Source organism: Acidovorax sp. Root402 (assembly GCF_001425125.1).
GTDB classification, from domain to species: Bacteria; Pseudomonadota; Gammaproteobacteria; order Burkholderiales; family Burkholderiaceae_C; genus Acidovorax; species Acidovorax delafieldii.
Map to the genome: position 1 here is coordinate 202,877 of NZ_LMDQ01000001.1, position 18,067 is coordinate 220,943.

The 18,067-nt window shown below is 67.7% G+C and carries 19 protein-coding genes and 1 pseudogene; 11 read left to right on the top strand and 9 right to left on the bottom strand.

What is annotated here, in order from left to right; translation table 11 throughout:
- Positions 1–5 precede the first annotated feature (5 nt).
- The 4 genes from ASC83_RS00915 to ASC83_RS00930 form a co-directional block, all read right to left on the bottom strand.
- Positions 6–1,328, bottom strand: coding sequence for a serine hydrolase (locus ASC83_RS00915; RefSeq protein ID WP_056056833.1), 1,323 nt, complete (start codon positions 1,326–1,328; stop codon positions 6–8).
- A 71-nt stretch (positions 1,329–1,399) separates the two neighbouring features.
- Positions 1,400–1,972, bottom strand: a complete 573-nt coding sequence (locus ASC83_RS00920) for a thioredoxin family protein (protein ID WP_056056835.1) — start codon at positions 1,970–1,972, stop codon at positions 1,400–1,402.
- 36 nt (positions 1,973–2,008) lie between these two features.
- Positions 2,009–2,731, bottom strand: a complete 723-nt coding sequence (locus ASC83_RS00925; RefSeq protein WP_082522280.1) for a cytochrome c biogenesis CcdA family protein — start codon at positions 2,729–2,731, stop codon at positions 2,009–2,011.
- Positions 2,728–3,240, bottom strand: a complete 513-nt coding sequence (locus tag ASC83_RS00930; RefSeq protein WP_056056836.1) for a DUF2147 domain-containing protein — start codon at positions 3,238–3,240, stop codon at positions 2,728–2,730. The genes ASC83_RS00925 and ASC83_RS00930 overlap by 4 nt, the downstream gene beginning before the upstream one ends.
- Before the next feature lie 179 nt (positions 3,241–3,419).
- Between ASC83_RS00930 and ASC83_RS00935 the strand changes: the two genes are divergently transcribed.
- From ASC83_RS00935 to ASC83_RS00945, 3 genes are all read left to right on the top strand, one after another.
- Entirely contained in the window at positions 3,420–4,178 is a 759-nt protein-coding gene (locus tag ASC83_RS00935) for a response regulator (RefSeq protein ID WP_056057643.1), read from the top strand.
- Positions 4,175–5,494 (top strand): HAMP domain-containing sensor histidine kinase, encoded by a 1,320-nt coding sequence (locus ASC83_RS00940; protein WP_056056839.1) that lies wholly within the window; start codon positions 4,175–4,177, stop codon positions 5,492–5,494. Before ASC83_RS00935 ends, ASC83_RS00940 begins: the two co-directional genes overlap by 4 nt.
- Before the next feature lie 61 nt (positions 5,495–5,555).
- Positions 5,556–6,368 carry a DUF72 domain-containing protein gene (locus ASC83_RS00945; protein WP_369816929.1) on the top strand — a complete coding sequence of 271 codons (813 nt, stop codon included), beginning with the start codon at positions 5,556–5,558 and terminating at the stop codon, positions 6,366–6,368.
- On the opposite strand, the gene ASC83_RS00950 is transcribed toward ASC83_RS00945, so the two are convergent.
- On the bottom strand, positions 6,346–6,648 hold the full coding sequence (locus ASC83_RS00950) for an acylphosphatase (protein WP_056056841.1): 303 nt from the start codon (positions 6,646–6,648) through the stop codon (positions 6,346–6,348). The genes ASC83_RS00945 and ASC83_RS00950 overlap by 23 nt on opposite strands.
- Positions 6,649–6,718: 70 nt before the next feature.
- On the opposite strand from ASC83_RS00950, the gene ASC83_RS00955 reads away from it, so the two are divergent.
- From ASC83_RS00955 to ASC83_RS00960, 3 genes are all read left to right on the top strand, one after another.
- A complete protein-coding gene (locus ASC83_RS00955; protein ID WP_056056843.1) occupies positions 6,719–6,964 on the top strand; it encodes an ATP-binding protein in 246 nt (81 codons plus the stop codon).
- A gap of 101 nt (positions 6,965–7,065) precedes the next feature.
- Positions 7,066–7,215: a hypothetical protein gene (locus tag ASC83_RS23750; RefSeq protein ID WP_156358827.1), complete on the top strand. Its 150-nt coding sequence runs from the start codon at positions 7,066–7,068 to the stop codon at positions 7,213–7,215.
- A 122-nt stretch (positions 7,216–7,337) separates the two neighbouring features.
- Positions 7,338–8,729: a homoserine dehydrogenase gene (locus tag ASC83_RS00960; protein ID WP_056056845.1), complete on the top strand. Its 1,392-nt coding sequence runs from the start codon at positions 7,338–7,340 to the stop codon at positions 8,727–8,729.
- A 112-nt stretch (positions 8,730–8,841) separates the two neighbouring features.
- Here the strand turns inward: ASC83_RS00960 and ASC83_RS00965 are convergent, their stop codons facing one another.
- Entirely contained in the window at positions 8,842–9,477 is a 636-nt protein-coding gene (locus ASC83_RS00965) for an FMN-binding negative transcriptional regulator (RefSeq protein ID WP_056056847.1), read from the bottom strand.
- 1 nt (position 9,478) lies between these two features.
- Positions 9,479–9,958, bottom strand: a complete 480-nt coding sequence (locus tag ASC83_RS00970; protein ID WP_056056850.1) for an OsmC family protein — start codon at positions 9,956–9,958, stop codon at positions 9,479–9,481.
- A 97-nt stretch (positions 9,959–10,055) separates the two neighbouring features.
- On the opposite strand from ASC83_RS00970, the gene ASC83_RS00975 reads away from it, so the two are divergent.
- Positions 10,056–11,507 carry a PLP-dependent aminotransferase family protein gene (locus tag ASC83_RS00975; RefSeq protein ID WP_056056852.1) on the top strand — a complete coding sequence of 484 codons (1,452 nt, stop codon included), beginning with the start codon at positions 10,056–10,058 and terminating at the stop codon, positions 11,505–11,507.
- Positions 11,508–11,523: 16 nt separating this feature from the next.
- On the opposite strand, the gene ASC83_RS00980 is transcribed toward ASC83_RS00975, so the two are convergent.
- A complete protein-coding gene (locus ASC83_RS00980; protein WP_056056855.1) occupies positions 11,524–12,633 on the bottom strand; it encodes an MBL fold metallo-hydrolase in 1,110 nt (369 codons plus the stop codon).
- A 152-nt stretch (positions 12,634–12,785) separates the two neighbouring features.
- Here ASC83_RS00980 and ASC83_RS00985 point away from each other — a divergent pair.
- The 3 genes and pseudogenes from ASC83_RS00985 to ASC83_RS00995 form a co-directional block, all read left to right on the top strand.
- Positions 12,786–13,400 (top strand): annotated as a pseudogene (locus tag ASC83_RS00985) (TetR/AcrR family transcriptional regulator); the annotation flags it as partial.
- Positions 13,401–13,610: 210 nt separating this feature from the next.
- Positions 13,611–14,189, top strand: coding sequence for a gamma carbonic anhydrase family protein (locus ASC83_RS00990; RefSeq protein ID WP_056056860.1), 579 nt, complete (start codon positions 13,611–13,613; stop codon positions 14,187–14,189).
- Positions 14,190–14,319: 130 nt separating this feature from the next.
- Positions 14,320–16,188, top strand: a complete 1,869-nt coding sequence (locus ASC83_RS00995) for a radical SAM protein (protein WP_056056862.1) — start codon at positions 14,320–14,322, stop codon at positions 16,186–16,188.
- Positions 16,189–16,203: 15 nt separating this feature from the next.
- On the opposite strand, the gene ASC83_RS01000 is transcribed toward ASC83_RS00995, so the two are convergent.
- Entirely contained in the window at positions 16,204–17,283 is a 1,080-nt protein-coding gene (locus ASC83_RS01000) for an ankyrin repeat domain-containing protein (protein ID WP_056056866.1), read from the bottom strand.
- Positions 17,284–17,332: 49 nt separating this feature from the next.
- Between ASC83_RS01000 and ASC83_RS01005 the strand changes: the two genes are divergently transcribed.
- A complete protein-coding gene (locus ASC83_RS01005) occupies positions 17,333–18,022 on the top strand; it encodes an HAD family phosphatase (RefSeq protein ID WP_056056868.1) in 690 nt (229 codons plus the stop codon).
- Positions 18,023–18,067: the final 45 nt, after the last annotated feature.

The window sequence follows — 18,067 nt, forward strand, 5'->3', positions numbered from 1 at the left end:
CAGGCTCAGCGCACGGCCTTGGCCAGTGCCGCAAAGGCTTGCCGGTCCAGCGCGTGGGTGAAGGCGGTGTTGGGCACGGGGTGCGTGGAGAACTTCACCACCACCAGCTCGGCCGCCGGGTTGATGTGGATGTGCTGGCCCATCAGGCCTTTGGCTTCAAAGGTGCCATCGGCATCGTGGGGTATCCACCACTGGTTGTGGTACGAGTAGCCCGCGCGCATGGCCGCGCCTGGGGCCTTGCTGAACTGGGCGGGGTCGGCCCCTTTGCGCAGCTCGGCAATGGTGGCGGGCGAGACGATCTGCTGGCCGTTGAAACGGCCGTTGGATCGCAGCATCTCGCCCAGACGGCCCAGGTCACGCAAAGTGGCGTTCACGCCCACGCTGGTGGCCTGGCCGCCGTTGGCATCGGCAAACACATACGCGTCCTCCTGCGTGCCCAGCTTGGACCAGATGCGCTCGGACAACAGCGTGGCGTAGCTCTTGCCAGTCACGCGCTGCAGCAGCCAGCCCAGCACTTCCGTGTCCACCGACTTGTAGGCAAACGCGGTGCCGTGCTCGCCGTCCTTCTGCACGGTGGGCAGGTGTTCGGCCATGCTCTTGGCCCCGTTGCTGCCGGGGCGCGCAGGCTGCAGGCCCGCAGCGGCCAGATACTGAAAAACACCGGAGGTGGGGTCCGCAAAGTCTTCGGCGTATTTGACGCCGGTGGTCATGTCCAGGGTCTGCTGCACGGTGGCATCGGCCCAGGCGCTGTTGGCCAGCTCGGGCAGGTAACGCACGATGCGCGCACTGGGGTCGATGGCGCCTTCCTGGATGAGTTCGGTCACCAGCAGCCCCACCAGCGATTTGCTCATGGACCACAGCACATGTGGCTGCTGCGGCTGCATGCCGATGTGATAACGCTCATACACCACACGGCCCCGGTGCAGCACCAGCAGGGCGTCGGTGTAGGTGGCCTTCTGCCAGTCGGCCAGCGTGGTGGGCGCGCCCTTGTCGTCGGCAAACGCCAGGGTGTCGGGCAAGGCACGCGGCGCTGCGGGCAGTGCGCTGGGCGCTGCTGCACCGCGCCAGATGGTGGCCGTGGGCCCCAGTTCGCGCAGGTGCTGCGCGGCCCAGCGCACGTTGGGGTACTTGAGGATGTTGGCCAAACGCACCACCTTGTCAGGCGCCGGGGGGAAGCCCTGCATCAGCTGCAGGGTCACAGGGTTGGTGGCGTCCGGCGGCGGCAGCTGCGGAGCCTGGGCCTGGCTGTCAGGCGCGGTCCCCAGGAGGGTGCAGGCCAAGGCGACGGCGGTGAAGGAAGGGGTGAGGTGGCGATGAAAAGAGCGCATGGTGAGAAGGCCTCGGTCAAGAAACGTGGGATGGGGAAGAACAAAAAAGAAAACGGAATCGGTCGGGCCGATCAGCCCCGCGCGGCCAGCAAGGTGCGGATCACGCCCTCGGTGCGCTCGTACTCGCCTTCGCCAAAGTGCTTGTAGCGAATGCGGCCTTGCGCATCGATCAGGTAGGTGGCGGGCCAGTACTGGTTGCTGTAGGCCTTCCAGGTGCCGTAGCGGTTGTCCTGTGCCACGGGGTGCTTCACGCCATGACGGCGCATGGCGGCTTCCACGTTGGCGGTCGGGCGCTCAAACGGAAACTCTGGCGTGTGCACCCCCACCACGGTGAGCCCCTGGGGCGTGTACTGCTCGGCCCAGCGGTTCACATGGGGCAGGGTGCGGATGCAGTTGATGCAGGCGTACGTCCAGAAATCCACCAGCACCACGCGGCCGCGCAACTGCGCCAGGCTCAGCGGTTCGGAGTTGAGCCAGCGCTCGATGCCGGTGAACTCGGGCGCAGCGCCCAAGTCGGGCAACGCTGAGGCGGGGCTGGCGGGGCCCGCCGCGTACGCCAAGCCAGGGGCCGCCAGTGCAGCGGCCATCGACGCCAGGAAGGCGCGGCGCTCGGAAAAGCGCGATGAAGAGGGGTGCAATGTCATGGTGAAAGCTCCTTGCAATCGGTGGGGTGTCGCCCCTTACAGGCCGCCCCAGCCCGAGGGATAAAACTGCGTAAGCCAGACCGTGATCTGCCCATCCACCTCCCACAGCATGGCCAGCGCGATGGCAATGACCACCACGCCAAACACCTGCTGCACGCGGTGTGCGTGGCGTGCAATGCGGCGCACATGGGTGGCCGCGGCCTGGCCGCCATAGGCAATGGCCAGCATGGGCAGCGCGGCGCCGGTGGAATACGCGAGCAGCAGTACGGCGGTGCCTACGCCCGCAGGCTCGGTGGCGATGAGGGTGAGGATGGAGGCGAGCACCGGCCCGGCGCAGGGTGTCCAGACCGCGCCCAGGCTCAGGCCGAGCAGCAGTCCGCCCCAGTTGCCACCCCCGCTGCCCATGCCCAGGCTGGCCATGCGGTTGAGCACGCCGCCCGCATGTTGGCTGAGCCACTGGAACGGCCGGGGCCACACCGTGAGCACGCCAAACACCAGCAGCATCACAGCGGCAAACCGGCGCAGGCCTTCCTGAGACACACCCAGCACCTGCGTGAAGCTGCTGAACAGCAGGGCCACGGCCGCGAACGACAGCGCAAAGCCCAGGGCAATGAACAGTGGGCGTGTGCGCTGCGCTGAGTCGGCGCCGCTCACCGAGGCCCCCAGCACCACTGGCAGCATGGGCAACACGCAGGGCGCCCCCACCGTGAGCATGCCGGCGGCCACGGCCAGCCATGGCGAGGTGGTGGCCATGGTCATTGCCCGCTCCCCTGCTCGGCCGCCGGACGGCGCCACACCTGGGTTTTGCCGAACAGCGGAATGCCCACGTACGCGTGCACCAGCAGTTGTTCCGGCTCGGCCGGCGTCAGGTTGACGCGGTACGTCTTGGCGTTCTCGCGGTTGTAGATTTCGCCCTGGTACTCGCTGCTGCCGCCCTCCGCCGGGCGCAGGCCCGACAGCAGGGTCATGCCCAGCGCAGGCCGCGCGTCGGCCGCCGCCATGTCGGCGCCCGGCGCGCTCATGGAGCGGTTGGCTAGCACGCGCACCACCTTGCCACACAGGGCGTTGCCGCCAGCGGGATTGCAAGGAGCGATGTTCACTTCCAGATTGCCGCTCTCGGTGATCCAGCGGCCCAGGGGGGCTTTGGGGTGAGCGGTGCCCGGCGCTGGTGCCACAGCGGCTGGCGGCGCTGCCGCAGCCTCTTGCGCGCTGACTGCCTGCGCCAGGCCCAGGGTCAGCAGGGCGGTCACGGCGATGGATGGTTTCATGGCAAGGTCCTCGTGAAGTTCAGGAAGACCTCATTGAAGCCAGCGCAGGTATCGGCGATTTGTCTGGCCAGGGGCTTTTGGTATGCGCGCTTGTCGATGCACCGGGCAGACAAGTTGAGATACATATCTGCCCACCCAGCCCATACCGCTGCACCACCAAAGCCCGGACAATGGCCGCCATGACGACGCCCGCTCCCGACCACATCCTGATCGTCGATGACGACGCCGGCATCCGCGAACTGGCTGCCGAGTACTTGCAGCGCCAGGGCCTGCAGGTGAGCGTGGCCGCCGACGGGCGGCAAATGCGCGAGGTACTGGCCACGCAGCGCATCGACCTGCTGGTGCTGGACCTGATGCTGCCGGGCACCGATGGCATCGCACTGTGCCGCGAGCTGCGCAGCCCCGGCGCGCCGCCGCTGCCCATCATCATGCTCACCGCACGCAGCGACGAGGCGGACCGCATCCTGGGCCTGGAGCTGGGTGCGGACGACTACCTGACCAAGCCCTTCGCCGCGCGCGAGCTGCTGGCACGCATCCACGCGGTGCTGCGGCGCACGCGCATGCTGCCGCCCAATCTGGCCAAGGCCGAGCCCACGCGCCACCTCACGTTTGGGGACTGGCGGCTGGACACCACCGCACGCCACCTGCTCGATGCCACGGGCGCAGTGGTGGCGCTGTCGGGCGCCGAATACCGCCTGCTGCGTGTGCTGCTGGACCACCCGCAGCGCATCCTCACACGCGACCAGCTGCTGCAGCTCACACAGGGGCGCGATGCCGATGTGTTCGACCGCTCCATCGACCTGCTGGTGAGCCGTGTGCGCCAGCGGCTGGGCGATGGCGCGCGCGGCTCGCGCTACATCAAGACCGTGCGCAACGAGGGCTATGTGTTCTGCGCCGATGTGCAAACTGCGGCAGCAGTCGCAGGAGCTGCGCCATGACGCTGCGCTGGTGGCCACGCTCTTTGTTCGGGCGCATTCTGCTGGTGATGGCACTGGGCCTGGCGTTGGCGCATGCGCTGACGTTTGTGCTGGCGTTCACCGAGCGCAGCATGACCATGCGGCGGGCCATGGTGTCGTATTTCGCCAGCGACGTGGCCAGCTCGGTCGCCATGCTGGAACGCCTGCCTGCCACCGAGCGCGCACAGTGGGTGGACCGGCTGGCGCGCCGCAACTACCGCTTTGCGCTGGCCGAGCCGATGGACGCACCTGCCGACCCGTCCCAGCTGGCCCGCCTCGTTGCCAGCGCTGTGGCGGCCACTCTGCCCACTGACCGCCCGGTGCAGGTGATCGACCCCCATGTGCCGGGCATCGAGCTGCGGCTGCAACTGCGCCTGGCCGACGGTACGCCCCTGGCCGTGGACATGGACGAGCCCCGGCTGCAGATATCGCCCTGGGTGCTGGGCGCACTGGCGCTGCAGCTGGCGCTGCTGGTGGGCCTGTGCGCCTGGGCCGTGCGTGCAGCCACGCGGACCCTGAGCACGCTGGCCGATGCGGCCGATGCGCTGGGCGCCGACCGCCCCACCGTGCCGCTGGCTGAAGACGGCCCGCGCGAAGTGGTGCGCGCCGCCGTTGCCTTCAACCATATGCAGCAGCGCATCCAGGCGCATCTTCAGGAACGCATGCAGATCCTGGCCGCCGTCGCGCACGACCTGCAAACACCCATCACCCGGCTGCGCCTGCGCGCGGATCTGCTGGACGACACCACGCTGCGCGACAAGCTGCACGCCGACCTGGCCGAAATGCAGTCGCTGGTGGAAGAGGGCATTGCCTACGCGCGCTCATCGCAGGCCGTGCGCGAGCCCCCGCAGCGCGTGGACCTGCGCGCGCTGGTGGAGAGCATTGCGCGCGACTACGCCGATGCCGGCCTGCCGGTACAAGTGCTGCAGGCAGTGGATGTGACCTGCGACACCCGCCCCCAGGCCCTGCGCCGCCTGCTGTGCAACCTGGTGGACAACGCGCTCAAGTTTGCGGGTGCCGCCGAGCTGACGCTGGAGGCAGAAAGGCCAGGCCAGTGCCTGGTGCGCGTCATCGATCATGGGCCTGGCATCCCCCCGGCGGACCTCGCCGCCGTGCTGCAGCCCTATGTGCGGCTGGAAGATTCGCGCAACCGGGGCACCGGTGGCACCGGTCTGGGCCTGGCCATTGCCAGCGAGCTGGCCAAGGCCCTGGGCGGCCGCCTGGTGCTGGGGCCACGCGCGGACGGCGCGCAGGGGCTGGAGGCGCGGGTAGAGCTGCCAGAAGCGCTCCCGGCATAGGCATGCGCACCAGCGCCGCTGCTACAGTGGCCGCTCCGTGGACTCTCAAAAGGGCAACGCCGTGGACACACCTGTCAGCACCCCGCAGAGCGAGATCAGCGCCAGCAACCCACGCATCCGCGTCGGCATCGGCGGCTGGACCTTCGAGCCCTGGCGCGGCAGCTTCTACCCCGCAGGGCTGGCGCACAGCAAGGAGCTGCAATACGCCAGCCGACAGCTCACCGCGATTGAGGTCAACGGCACCTACTACAGCACCTTCAAACCACCCACCTTTGCCAAATGGCGCGATGAAACGCCCGAAGGCTTTGTGTTCTCACTCAAGGCCAACCGCTTTACCACGCACCGGCGCGTGCTGGTCGAGGCGGGCGATTCGATCGCGCGGTTTGTCGACAGTGGCATCTCGGAACTGAAGGACAAGCTCGGGCCCATCGTGTGGCAGTTCATGCCGACCAAGGCGTTTGAGCCGGGCGACTTCGGGGCCTTTCTGGCCCTGCTGCCGCAGCAGGTGGATGGCCTGCAGCTGCGCCACGCGCTGGATGTGCGCCACCCGAGTTTTGCGACGCCAGCGTTTGTGGCGCTGGCGCGCCGGTATGGCTGCGTGCCTGTGTACACCGACTCCGACCAATTTCCGGCCATCGCGGATGCAGAGGCCGACTTTGCCTACCTGCGGCTGATGCGTGGCCAGGCCGGTGTGCCCACGGGCTACACCGCCGATGCCATTGCGCAGTGGGCACAGGGCGTGCGCACCTGGACCAGCGGCGACCGGCCACGCGATGTGTTTGTGTACTTCATCAACGGCGCCAAAGAGCGGGCGCCGGCAGGGGCGATGGAGTTGCTCAGGCAGCTGGGCGCTACACCGTCTCGCGCTGCGTGAAGCCCTGCGGGGCCTCGCCGCCATCGGGCACATTGCCTACCACCACGCGGTCCACCCGCGCATGTGCTGGCCCCTGGTGCGCCCAGTCGATCAGCGCCAGCACGGCGGGTTCCGGGCCCCAGGCGCAGGCCTCCACGCGGCCATCCTCGCGGTTGCGCACCCAGCCCGTCACGCCCAGTCGATTGGCGGCCTGCGCCATGGACCAGCGGTAGCCCACGCCCTGCACCTGGCCGGTGATCAACAGATGGCGGGTGATGGTGGAGTGGGGTTCTGCGTTCATGGGGGGCACTGTAGCGCGCTCCTTGTGGGGAGCCCGCTCCAGGGGCACACTGCCAGCACCACCGCACCCCATGACCACCACCACCCCCAAGGCCCTGCCCACCATCGACCCCCAGCGCTGCACCGGCTGCGGCTGGTGCATTGCGGTGTGCCCGCCGCATGTGCTGTCGCTGCAGGTGTTGGGCGCGGGGCCCTGGGGCCCCAAGTGCTCCACCCTGCACGATGCGCCCGGCTGCACCGGGTGCGCGCTGTGTGCGGTGCGCTGCCCGTTCGATGCGATCCGCATGGTGCGGGTGGCGGCCACCCAGGCCCGGTGAGGCCGTTGCGCCACAGGCGCACACAGGCTCACACAGGTGCGCATAGGCGCGTACAGGCGGGTTGACAGGCCCCGGCCTGCATCCGGTACACTGCGCCCTTCATGTCGTTCACCTCTCTCCCCATCACCACCGCACGCGCCGCTGCCTTCCAAGGCATGGGCATGATGCCGCCCGCACTCACGCGGGCCAATGGTGAACAGCGGGCACTGGGTGCACGAATGATTACCACCATTACCACCGCGGCCACCTGAGCACGCGCAGGTGGCCGTTTCGGCAGCCACCTGGTGATCGCTCTCTTCTCCCCCAAGACGAATGCACGAAACCCAGCTCTGGCAGCTGGGTTTTTTTGTTTGTTCGTTAGCCGGAGAAGTCCATGTACCGCGATCCCGTCCAGTCCCTCGAAGCCCCGTTGTTGCCGTCGTCCGCCACGGCCATGCGCCCCCTGCGCGTGGGCATGATTGGCATTGGCACCGTGGGCGCAGGCACCTTCCGCGTGCTGGCGCGCAACCAGGCGCTGATTGCGGGCCGTGCGGGCCGCGGCATCAAGCTGGTGGTGGTCTGCGCCCGCAGCCTGGCCCGCGCCATGAGCGTGGTGGGCAAGGACGTGGCGCTGACCAACGACCCCATGCAGGTCGCCACCCACCCCGACGTGGATGTGCTGGTGGAGGCCGCGGGCGGCACCGGCCCCGCACGCGACTGGGTGCTGGCCGCCATCCGTGCGGGCAAGCATGTGGTCACGGCCAACAAGGCGCTGCTGGCCGAGCATGGCAACGAGATCTTTGCCGCAGCACGCCAGCACGGCGTGGCCGTGGCCTACGAAGGCGCGGTGGCGGTCAGCATCCCCATCGTGAAGGCGCTGCGCGAGGGCCTCACGGCCAATCGCATCGAGTGGGTGGCGGGCATCATCAACGGCACCACCAACTTCATCCTGAGCAAGATGCGCGATGAAGGCGTGGGCTTTGCCGAAGCGCTGGCCCAGGCCCAGGCGCTGGGCTACGCCGAGGCTGACCCGACGTTTGACATCGAGGGCATCGACGCGGCGCACAAGATCTCGCTGCTGGCGGCCAATGCGTTTGGCATGCCGGTGCGTTTTGCCGATGCGCAGGTGGAAGGCATCACCGCGTTGCAGGGCCTGGACGTGGCCTGCGCCGAGCAACTGGGCTTTCGCATCAAGCTGCTGGGCGTGGCCAAGCGGCGCAAGGATGGCGAGGTGGACGGCGTGGAGCTGCGCGTGCAGCCCGCGCTGGTGCCCGCCACGCATTTGCTGGCGCATGTGAACGGGTCGATGAACGCCGTGATGGTCAAGGGCGATGCGTCGGGCGTGACGATGTACTACGGCGCGGGCGCGGGGTCGGAGCAGACCGCATCGGCCGTGATTGCCGACCTGGTGGATGTGGCGCGGCTCGATGGCACCCACGCGGCGCAGCGCGTGCCACACCTGGGCTTCCACCCCCAGGCCGTGGACGAGCAACTGGCGGTACTGCCTCGCGCGGCCGTGCACACACGCCACTACCTGCGCGTGCCGGTGCACAGCGCGCAGCAGATCGAGGCCGTGGGCGCTTGGCTGGCTGCGCAGCAGGTGCCGGTGCTGCAGGCGGCACTGGCGCATGACAAGGCCTTGCCCCCCGGCAGCGGCCCCCAGGTGCTGGTGCTGACCGATGCCGTGGCGCAGTCCACCGTGGACCTAGCCGTGTTTGCACTGGCGGCGCACCCTGCGGTGGCGGGGCCGGTGGTCACGCTGCGGGTGGAGACGCTGGAGGGGTGAAGGGCACCTGAAAACGTGTTAGCACGAGGTTTTGGCGCCAAAATGGGCGGTAGCGCTAGTGCACCATGCCTGGGATGCTATCGATTTTGATAATCCCTTCCGGTCGCAGCCATCACGCTATCAACCGGCCCAGCACCAGCGCCGCCATGTCCTCGGCCGCGCTGGTGCCCTCTGCCATCAAGCCTTGCACCACACCGGCGCGATCGGTGTCGGTGCGGTTCTGGCTCACCTTCCAGATGCCCTCCCAGCGCTCCACCGCCAGCTCGATGCCCACGATGGCGCGCAGCAGCTTGTCGATGTAGTCGGGCGGCGCGTCGTCGATGCGCCAGGGGTCGGCGCGGTGGGCCTCGTGCTGCTCGCTCAGGGTGTGCAGGATGCCGCGCAGGCGTGCGGGGTCGTCAAACGCGCTCAGTGCGCCGTGGGCGTGCACGGTGGCGTAGTTCCAGGTGGGCACCTGCTTGCCATCCAGGGCCTTGGACGGATACCACGAGGGCGACACATAGGCCTGCGGGCCGTGGAACACCGCCACCGCCTGCTGGGGCAACAGCGGCCACAGCGCGTTGGCGCGCGCCACATGGCCGATGAGCGTGCCCTGCGGGCCGCGCGCAGGGTCCAGGTACAGCGGGATGTGATTGACGTGTTGCGCGCCTTCGTGCGCAATGACCAGCGTGGCCAAAGGCTGGGCACGTACCAGGGCTTGCTGGGCAGCGGCATCGGCCACCTGAAACTGCCGGTTGGGGTTGGCCATGTCAGCCCCTTTCCACTTCAAGCACCGGGGCGCAGTCGATCTGCGTCTTGACCGAGTTGGCCAGAAAACACGATGTGTGGGCGCGGTGGTGCAGGTCGTCCAGCTGGGCAGCGCTGGGCGCGTGCGCCGCGTCAAAACATGTGACGGGGCGCAAGTGCACGTGGGTGACGACCAGCTGGCCCTCTGCGTTCTTGGCCATGGTGCCCACGGCCGCGTCGGTGTAGCGGTTGAGCCGATAGCCCGCGCGGCTGGCGAAGTCCATGAACCACAGCATGTGGCAGCTCGACAGCGCGGCGACATAGGCTTCTTCCGGGTCCACCGCCGCCGCGTCGGAGTACGGCAGCGGCACCACATGGGGCGACGACGACGCGGCCACGGTGGCGCCGCCGTCAAACTGCCAGGTGTGGGCACGGTGGTAGCGCTTGTCCAGAAAGTCGTCGGTGCCACGGGACCAGGTGATGGTGGCGGTGTGCTCGGCCATGGGGTGCTTTCAAGAGGATCGGACCCGTTAGGGGACCCGGGTTTCTACAATGGTTCTTCAGTTTATGAGTACGTCACCCCATTGAAAGGGCCAATTCGTGCCCAGCCCCGGAGCCAATCGAACCACTGCCACCCTGCGCCAGCAGGTGTACGCACAGCTGCGCCGCGCCATCGAGCAGGGCAGCCTGCGCGCGGGCACCCGCCTGCCGCCCTCGCGCGAACATGCAGCCAGCTTGGGCGTGTCGCGCAACACCGTGCTGTGGGCCGTGCAGCGCCTGCAGGCCGAGGGCTATGTGGAGGCGCGCGTGGGGGACGGCACCTATGTGTCGCAGGCCGTGGCCGCCACACTGCCCGCTGCGCAAGGCCTGGTGGCGCCACCCCGGGGCCTGTCGCGCCGGGGGCAGCTGATCGCCGACACGGCAGCGCGCTGGCGCCCGCCCCTGGCCGCAGCCAAGGCATTTCGCATTGGCGCGCCCGAAGTCGCCACCTTTCCGTTTGCGCTGTGGGACCGCCTGACGCGGCAGGCCAGTAAGGGCCAGCGCAGCAACCGCGCACAGTACCTGGACCCGGCCGGCGACCCCGACCTGCGCCAGGCCGTGGCGCAATGGCTGTGGGCTTCGCGCGGCATCCGCTGCGATGCGGCGCAGGTGGTGGTGTGCTCGGGCTCGCAGCAGGGCATTGACCTGATTGCGCGGCTGCTGCTGGACGTGGGCGACGAGGTGCTCGTGGAAGACCCCGGCTACCCCGGCATCCGCGCCAGCCTGCTGGGCCACGGCGCGCTGGCGCGGCCAGTGGACATGGATGGAGACGGCCTGCGCATCGACACCGCTGCGGCGCAATGGCCGAACGCGCGCATGGCCGTCGTCACACCCACGCACCAGTTCCCCACCGGCGTGTGCATGGGCCTGGCGCGACGGCAGGCGCTGCTGCAGTGGGCGCGCACGTACGACGCCTGGGTGGTCGAGGACGACTACGACGGCGAGTTCCAGTACGGCAAGAACGATGGCAAGGCCCAGCGCGTGCCCGCGCTGTGCAGCCTGCCGGGCTCGGAGCGCGTGTTGTACGTGGGCACCTTCAGCAAGACGCTGCACCCCGGCCTGCGCCTGGGCTTTGTGGTGGTGCCGCCCGCGCTGGTGGAGGCCTTTGCCATGGCCCGCGCCATCACCGACCGGCATGCACCGGGCGACACCCAGGCGGTGCTGGCACGTTTCATTGCCGAAGGCCACCTGCTGCGCCACCTGCGGCAGATGCGCGAGCTGTACCTGCAGCGGCAACACACGCTGCGCGCCGCACTGGCCGAGGCCAGCAACGGCGCCTGGCAACTGGCCACCAGCGATCGCGGCATGCACCTGCTGCACGAGGTGGCACCCGGCACCGACGACGAAACCCTGAGCCGCCAGGCGCTGGCGGCGGGCGTGATGCTGGCGCCGCTGTCGCGCTATGCGATGCGGTCGGCGCGCCGGGGCTGGCTGCTGGGCTATGCGGGGTTTGATGATGCAGAGATCCGCGCGGCCGCTCGCGTGGTGGGCGGCCTCGTGCGTCAGCGGTGATGCGGGCGCTGGTGCTTCACCACGCGCCGGGCTGAGGGGCCAGGGCCGTGCCAAGGCGCTCCGGCTGAGCCACAGCCTGCGGCTCCACCTTGCGCCACCAGTGCGTGGACAGTGCGGGCGCGCGGATGTCCAGCCGCTCGCCCATGATGGGCGCCACCAGCGACACCTGCGCTGCTGCCGCGAGCGCGGTGATGCGCTCGAACGGCTCCACCCACGGGTGCAGCGACAGGTCGAACGTGCCGTTGTGGATGGGGAACAGATGGCGCCCCTTCACGTCCAGATGGGCCTGCAGGCTCTCCTCGGGGTGCATGTGGATGTCGGGCCAGTCGGCGTTGTAGGCGCCCGTTTCGATCAGCGTCAGATCGAACGGGCCGAACCGCTCGCCAACGGCCTTGAAGCCGTCGAAGTAGCCCGTGTCGCCACTGAAGAAGACGCGGACTTGGTCAGCGCCTTGACCCGCGATCAGCACCCACGAGGCCCACAGCGTGCTATTGCCGTCCGACAGGCCCCGGCCCGAGAAATGCTGCGCAGGCGTGGCCACCAGCTGCAGCCCGCCGATGGTGGTGCCCTGCCACCAGTCAAACTGCTGCACCTTGGCCGCCGGCACGCCCCAGCCGATGAGCCGGTCGCCCACGCCCAGCGGCGTGATGAAGTGCTCCACCTTGGGCGCGAGTTTCTGGATGGCAGCGTAGTCCAGGTGGTCGTAGTGGTCGTGCGACAGGATCACGCCGGTGATGGGCGGCAGCTCGTCAATCGTGATGGGCGGCGCGTGAAAGCGCTTGGGGCCCAGGAACTGGAACGGCGAGGCGCGCTCGGAAAACACCGGGTCGGTCAGCCAGAACTGGCCGTTGATCTTGAAGAGCAGGGTGGAGTGCCCCAGCCGCCACAGGCTCAGGTCGGGCGCGGCCAGCAGGTCTGACCGCATCACGGCGTACACCGGCACGGGCTGGCGCGGCACCGAGTCGTAGGGCTTGCCGGTGGCAAAGCGCCACATCACCTGCAGCGTCTTGAGGGCGCCCAGCGCATGGCGGGGTGCCACGTTGCGAAACTTGCCACCCGCAAACTGCGGCGACTGTTCATAGGCGGCCACCGGCTGGGCGGCGCGGGAAAAGAGGCTGTAGGCCATGGCGATCAGTACAACGAAGGCGACACAAAGTGCCGGGAGCAGACGGCGGCGGCGGGCGATGGAGAGTGACACCGGATCTGCGACATAAAAATTACACTGCACAGTGTAGTTCACTTTTTAGAAAAGTAAACTACCCGGTGTAAAATTTGCGCATGATCGCCTCCCCGCCCACCCCTCGCCTGACCGACCGCAAGCGCGATGCCATCGTGCAGGCGGCCATCGGCGAGTTCCGCGAACACGGCTTCAACGGCACCAGCATGGACCGCGTGGCCGCAGCGGCGGATGTGTCCAAACGCACGGTGTACAACCACTTCCCAAGCAAGGAAGAACTGTTCGAAGCCATCCTGCTGCTGATGTGGGAGCGCAGCCAGTCACCCGACGAACTGGCCTACACCCCCACGCGCCCGCTGCGCGACCAGCTGCTGGAGCTGCTGGCGCAAAAGATGCGCCTGCTCAACGACGCGAGCTTCATCGACCTGAGCCGCGTGGCCATGGCCGACATGATGCACACCCCCGAGCGCGCGCGCGGCATCACCGCCAAGCTCTCGGCCAAGGAAGAGGGCCTGCCGCGCTGGTTGCGCGCGGCCCAGCAGGATGGCCGCCTGCGCGCCACCATGGATGTGCCCTATGCCGCGCAGCAACTGCAGGGCATGGTCAAGGCATTTGCGTTCTGGCCCCAGCTGGCCATGGGCCAGCCACCCTTGAGCGCCGCACAGCAAGCGCAAGTAGTGGGAGATGCGGTGGACATGTTTCTGGGGTTCTACGCCGCGCCCACCCATGAGGCCAAGGCCCCCGTAAAAAAAACCCAGGCTGGAAGCACGGGCAAGGCAGCGGCAGCCCCTGTTGCCACCTCTGCGAAACCTGCCCCTCGCCGCGCCCCAGCGCGCTGACCCACGCCACCACCCTGGCCAGCAAACCGGCGTGAGGTGCGATTTGCACTACGCTCGCCCGTTCTTTCCACGCAGCCTGACACCAAGATGCCCCTCGCTCCCTACCTCGACACCGCCCCGGTCCTGGACACCGGCGTTTTCATCCACGACTCTGCCCAGGTCATCGGCGACGTCACGCTGGGCCGCGACAGCTCGGTGTGGTGCAACGCCGTGCTGCGCGGCGATGTGAACCGCATCACCGTGGGCGTGTGCAGCAACGTGCAAGACCTGACCATGGGCCATGTGTCGCACCGCAACGCCAGCAAGCCCGAAGGCTCGCCGCTGGTCATCGGCGACTACGTCACGGTGGGCCATTCGGTGATCCTGCACGGCTGCCGCATCGGCAACGAATGCCTCATCGGCATGGGCTCCATCGTGATGGATGACGCCATCATCGAAGACCGCGTGATGCTGGGCGCAGGCAGCCTGGTCTCGCCCGGCAAGGTGCTGGAGAGCGGGTACCTCTACATCGGCCGCCCTGCGGTGCGCCAGCGCGCGCTCACCGATGCAGAGATTGCGTACCTGAAATATTCAGCCGAGCACTATGTGCGGGTGAAGAACAACTATCTGGAGGGCACATACCACGCGGCTGCGGCGCCCCCGGCGCCCCCCGCCCACCAGGGATAAAGCCGGGCCAGGATAATCGAGGGCTCCACGACCCCTGCGGCGGCACCGCATCGCCCCATTGCCTGTTTCCACCATGTCTGCCGTCGCCCCCGCCTCACCCGCCCAGCGCGTCCTCTCCGTCATCCCCCCGATGACGCAGCTGAACACGCCCTACCCCTCCACCGCCTACCTCACGGGCTTTCTGCGTTCGCGGGGGGTGACGGCGTTCCAGGAAGACCTGGCATTGGCGCTGGTGCTGCGCCTGCTCTCGCCCGAAGGGCTGCGCGCGGTGGCGGCCCAGGTGGATGCGCTGCCCGCCAAAAAGCAGAGCCCCGCCGTGCAAAGTTTTGCGGCGCAAAAGGACCGCTACCTCGCCACCATCGGCCCCGCCATTGCCTTCTTGCAAGGCCGCGACAGCACGCTGGCGCACCGCATCGTGGGACGGAACTACCTGCCCGAGGGCCCGCGCTTTGCCACACTGGATGTGTATGTGGATGACGAAGGCGGCGACCCGCTGGGCTGGGCCTTTGGCGCGCTCGGCCTGACGGACAAGGCCAAGCACCTGGCCACGCTGTACCTGAACGACCTGGCCGATGTGCTGCGCGACGCGGTGGACGAGCGCTTTGAGTTTGTGCGCTATGCCGAATCGCTGGCGGGCAGCCAGCCCACGTTTGACCCGCTGGCCCAAGCACTCGCTGCGCCGCCCACGCTGGTGGACGAGTTGCTGGAGCAGCTCACGCACGAAGCGATTGCCAAGCACCAGCCCAGCGTGGTGCTGCTGTCCGTGCCGTTCCCGGGGTCCGTGTATGCGGCGTTCCGCATTGCCCAGGCCATCAAGGCGCGGCACCCGCACATCGCCACCGTGCTGGGCGGCGGCTTTGTGAACACCGAGCTGCGCGAACTGGCCGACCCGCGTGTGTTCGACTTCTTTGATTACGTAACGCTGGACGCGGGCGAACGCCCATTGCTGGCGCTGCTGGAACACCTGCGCGGCGAGCGCGGCCGCCAGCGCTTGGTGCGCACCTTCGTGCGCGGTGACGATGGAGCGGTGCAGTACATCAACATGATGGAAGCCGACATCGCCTTTGCCGAGGTGGGAACACCCACCTGGGATGGCCTGCCGCTGGACCGGTATCTGTCGCTGCTGGACATGCTCAACCCCATGCACCGCCTGTGGAGCGACGGGCGCTGGAACAAGCTCACCGTGGCGCATGGCTGCTACTGGAAGAAGTGCAGCTTTTGCGACGTGAGCCTGGACTACATCAGCCGCTACGAAGGCGCCAGCGCCGCCGTGCTGGCCGACCGCATCGAGCAGATCGTGCGCGAGACGGGGCAGACCGGCTTTCACTTTGTGGACGAAGCCGCACCGCCCAAGGCACTCAAGGCGCTGGCTACCGAACTGATCGCGCGCAACGCAGGCATCAGCTGGTGGGGCAATGTGCGGTTTGAAAAAACCTTCACCCCCGACCTGGCCGAGCTGCTGGCCGACAGCGGCTGCATTGCGATCTCGGGCGGGCTGGAGGTTGCATCGGACAGGCTGCTGCAGCTCATGAAAAAAGGCGTGTCGGTGGACCAGGTGGCGCGCGTGACCCGGGCTTTCACCGACGCGGGCATCCTGGTGCATGCGTACCTGATGTACGGCTTTCCCACCCAGACCGTGCAGGACACGGTGGACGCGCTGGAGTACGTGCGCCAGTTGTTCGCCAACGGCTGCATCCAGAGCGGTTTCTTCCACCGCTTTGCCTGCACCGTGCACTCGCCCGTCGGCAAAAACCCCGAGGAATACGGCGTCACGCTGGCACCGCTGCCGCCCGGTGACTTTGCCAAGAACGACGTGGCCTTCATCGACCCCACGGGGGTGGACCACGACGCGCTGGGCGGCGCGCTGAAGCAGGCCATCTATAACTACATGCACGGCATCGGGCTCGAAGAGGACGTACGCACGTGGTTCCCGTTCAAGGTGCCCAAGACGACGGTGCGGCGGGACCGGATTGAACGGGCGCTGCAGCAGCGCGGCTGAGCCAGCAGTATTTCTTCAAGCAGCCGCCATGAAAGCCAGGATGTCGTCGAAGTCCTTGCGGTCCTTGGGCGTCTGATACTTGTAGGCAGCGAACGACTGCTGGAGCATTTCGGTCAGCCGGTCACGGCGTTGCACGAGTTCGGCCTTCCACGCCGGGTCGCGCACCAGCAGTTTCAGGATAGCGAACTTGCCGTCCAGGTTCTCGTACATGGCGTCGAACGAGCGGGCCGTGAGCTCCAGCAAATTGGCCAGCTTGGGCAGGCCGCGTGTTGTGGCGCCCTTGTCCAGCAGCGACTGCACGATCTTGGATTGGTGGTAGTAGATGGCGATCTCGATGGGGTAGCTCGTTTCCGATGCGCCCTGGGCGCGCCCATCGGGGTCGGCACCGTGCTGCAGCAGCAGGTCCACGATCTTGGGTGCAGAGAACCGACAGGCCTCGTACAGGTTGGGATAGCCCTTGTGCGGCAGGTTGGGGTCGGCGCCATGCTCCAGCATAAGCTGCACGACCTTCACGCGCTTGTCGGTGATGGCCTTGTTCAGGCAGGAGTAGCCGGAAGAGAATGTGCTGTTGGGGTCGGCCCCCTTCTCCAGCAAGGCCTGCACGGTGGCCTGGTTCTTGGAGAACCCGATGGCGCGGATGAAGACATAGGTCGGGTCGTTCTGCTCGCGCTCGGCAGCCTCGATGATCTTTCCCACACGGCCGAGCTGGGCGGTCGGGGCCAGGGTCTTCATCAAGGCCACGACATCTACGGGCGGCTTTTTCTTGCCGTCGATGAAGCCGTATTCAAGCTTGCGGGCGACCTCATCATCGACCAGTTCGGCATGCAGCGCATGACAGACCTTGGACAAGGGCTTGATGAAATCACCAACATCGGCAGAGCCCGAGGTGAATGCCGCGTCGATCACCAGGCCCGAACGCTCGTAGCTGTCAAAGCCCAGGTGGTCCGTGGGGTGGATGGTGAGCTTGCGGGCCGCGAAGAAGGCCCTGACCGCCGCTTCAAGCCCGGCACCATCGGGAGTGCTGAAAACCGCATGCAGTGCATCGGCATCGGTATCGTTCTTGCAGACCAGCGTGAATCGCGTCGTGGTTTCCATGTTCCCTCGGATGGACTGAAGCATTGGTTTTTGCAGGCATCATATTTCGATGCAGACACCTCGCCCGCCCTTCACCGCCGCCATCTTCGACATGGACGGACTGCTGGTCGACTCCGAGCGCGTGACCCTGCGCGCCTGGCTGGACGCCGCACGGGCGCGGGGCATTGCACTGGCAGAGGCCGACTACCTGCAGGTGGTGGGGCGCGCGTCCACCGACTCCGACACCATGCTCACGGCTTTGCTGGGTGGTCCGCAGATGTTCGAACAGGTGCAATCCGATGTGGCTGCGCGCCTGTGGGACGCGGGGCCAGAGCCCCTGTTTCCCCTCAAACCCGGCGCCGCCTCGCTGCTGCACGCCCTGGGGCAAGCAGGCGTGCCCTGCGCGGTGGCCTCATCGTCGCGGCGCGACGAGATTGAGCACCGCCTGGGCAGGGTGGGCGTGCTGCAGCACTTTCACGCCTGGGCTGGCGGCGACGAGGTACCGCGCGGCAAACCCGACCCCGCCCTGTACCAGCTGGCAACTGTGCGCCTGGGCGTGGACCCCGCAAAGTGCCTGGCGTTTGAAGACAGCGAGAACGGCGCACGCGCGGCGCAAGCCGCAGGGGTCGCGGTAGTGATCGTGCCGGACCTCAGAGTGCCGGGCATCGAGGTGGTTGAGCGCAGCCACGGCGTGCTCGAATCGCTGGTGCATGCCCATGACCACCTGCCGCGCTGGTTCAGGGCGGCGCGGGTGCCGTAAAACTGATGAAAATTGGCCTCTAGCGCTTATCCATCGGCGGAAATA

Bases quoted from the DNA above. Each gene is read 5' to 3' on its own strand.
- ASC83_RS00915 (WP_056056833.1), bottom strand. From the start codon at position 1,328: ATGCGCTCTTTTCATCGCCACCTCACCCCTTCCTTCACCGCCGTCGCC.
- ASC83_RS00920 (WP_056056835.1), bottom strand. From the start codon at position 1,972: ATGACATTGCACCCCTCTTCATCGCGCTTTTCCGAGCGCCGCGCCTTC.
- ASC83_RS00925 (WP_082522280.1), bottom strand. From the start codon at position 2,731: ATGACCATGGCCACCACCTCGCCATGGCTGGCCGTGGCCGCCGGCATG.
- ASC83_RS00930 (WP_056056836.1), bottom strand. From the start codon at position 3,240: ATGAAACCATCCATCGCCGTGACCGCCCTGCTGACCCTGGGCCTGGCG.
- ASC83_RS00935 (WP_056057643.1), top strand. From the start codon at position 3,420: ATGACGACGCCCGCTCCCGACCACATCCTGATCGTCGATGACGACGCC.
- ASC83_RS00940 (WP_056056839.1), top strand. From the start codon at position 4,175: ATGACGCTGCGCTGGTGGCCACGCTCTTTGTTCGGGCGCATTCTGCTG.
- ASC83_RS00950 (WP_056056841.1), bottom strand. From the start codon at position 6,648: ATGAACGCAGAACCCCACTCCACCATCACCCGCCATCTGTTGATCACC.
- ASC83_RS00955 (WP_056056843.1), top strand. From the start codon at position 6,719: ATGACCACCACCACCCCCAAGGCCCTGCCCACCATCGACCCCCAGCGC.
- ASC83_RS23750 (WP_156358827.1), top strand. From the start codon at position 7,066: ATGTCGTTCACCTCTCTCCCCATCACCACCGCACGCGCCGCTGCCTTC.
- ASC83_RS00960 (WP_056056845.1), top strand. From the start codon at position 7,338: ATGTACCGCGATCCCGTCCAGTCCCTCGAAGCCCCGTTGTTGCCGTCG.
- ASC83_RS00965 (WP_056056847.1), bottom strand. From the start codon at position 9,477: ATGGCCAACCCCAACCGGCAGTTTCAGGTGGCCGATGCCGCTGCCCAG.
- ASC83_RS00970 (WP_056056850.1), bottom strand. From the start codon at position 9,958: ATGGCCGAGCACACCGCCACCATCACCTGGTCCCGTGGCACCGACGAC.
- ASC83_RS00980 (WP_056056855.1), bottom strand. From the start codon at position 12,633: ATGGCCTACAGCCTCTTTTCCCGCGCCGCCCAGCCGGTGGCCGCCTAT.
- ASC83_RS00990 (WP_056056860.1), top strand. From the start codon at position 13,611: ATGCCCCTCGCTCCCTACCTCGACACCGCCCCGGTCCTGGACACCGGC.
- ASC83_RS00995 (WP_056056862.1), top strand. From the start codon at position 14,320: ATGACGCAGCTGAACACGCCCTACCCCTCCACCGCCTACCTCACGGGC.
- ASC83_RS01000 (WP_056056866.1), bottom strand. From the start codon at position 17,283: ATGGAAACCACGACGCGATTCACGCTGGTCTGCAAGAACGATACCGAT.
- ASC83_RS01005 (WP_056056868.1), top strand. From the start codon at position 17,333: ATGCAGACACCTCGCCCGCCCTTCACCGCCGCCATCTTCGACATGGAC.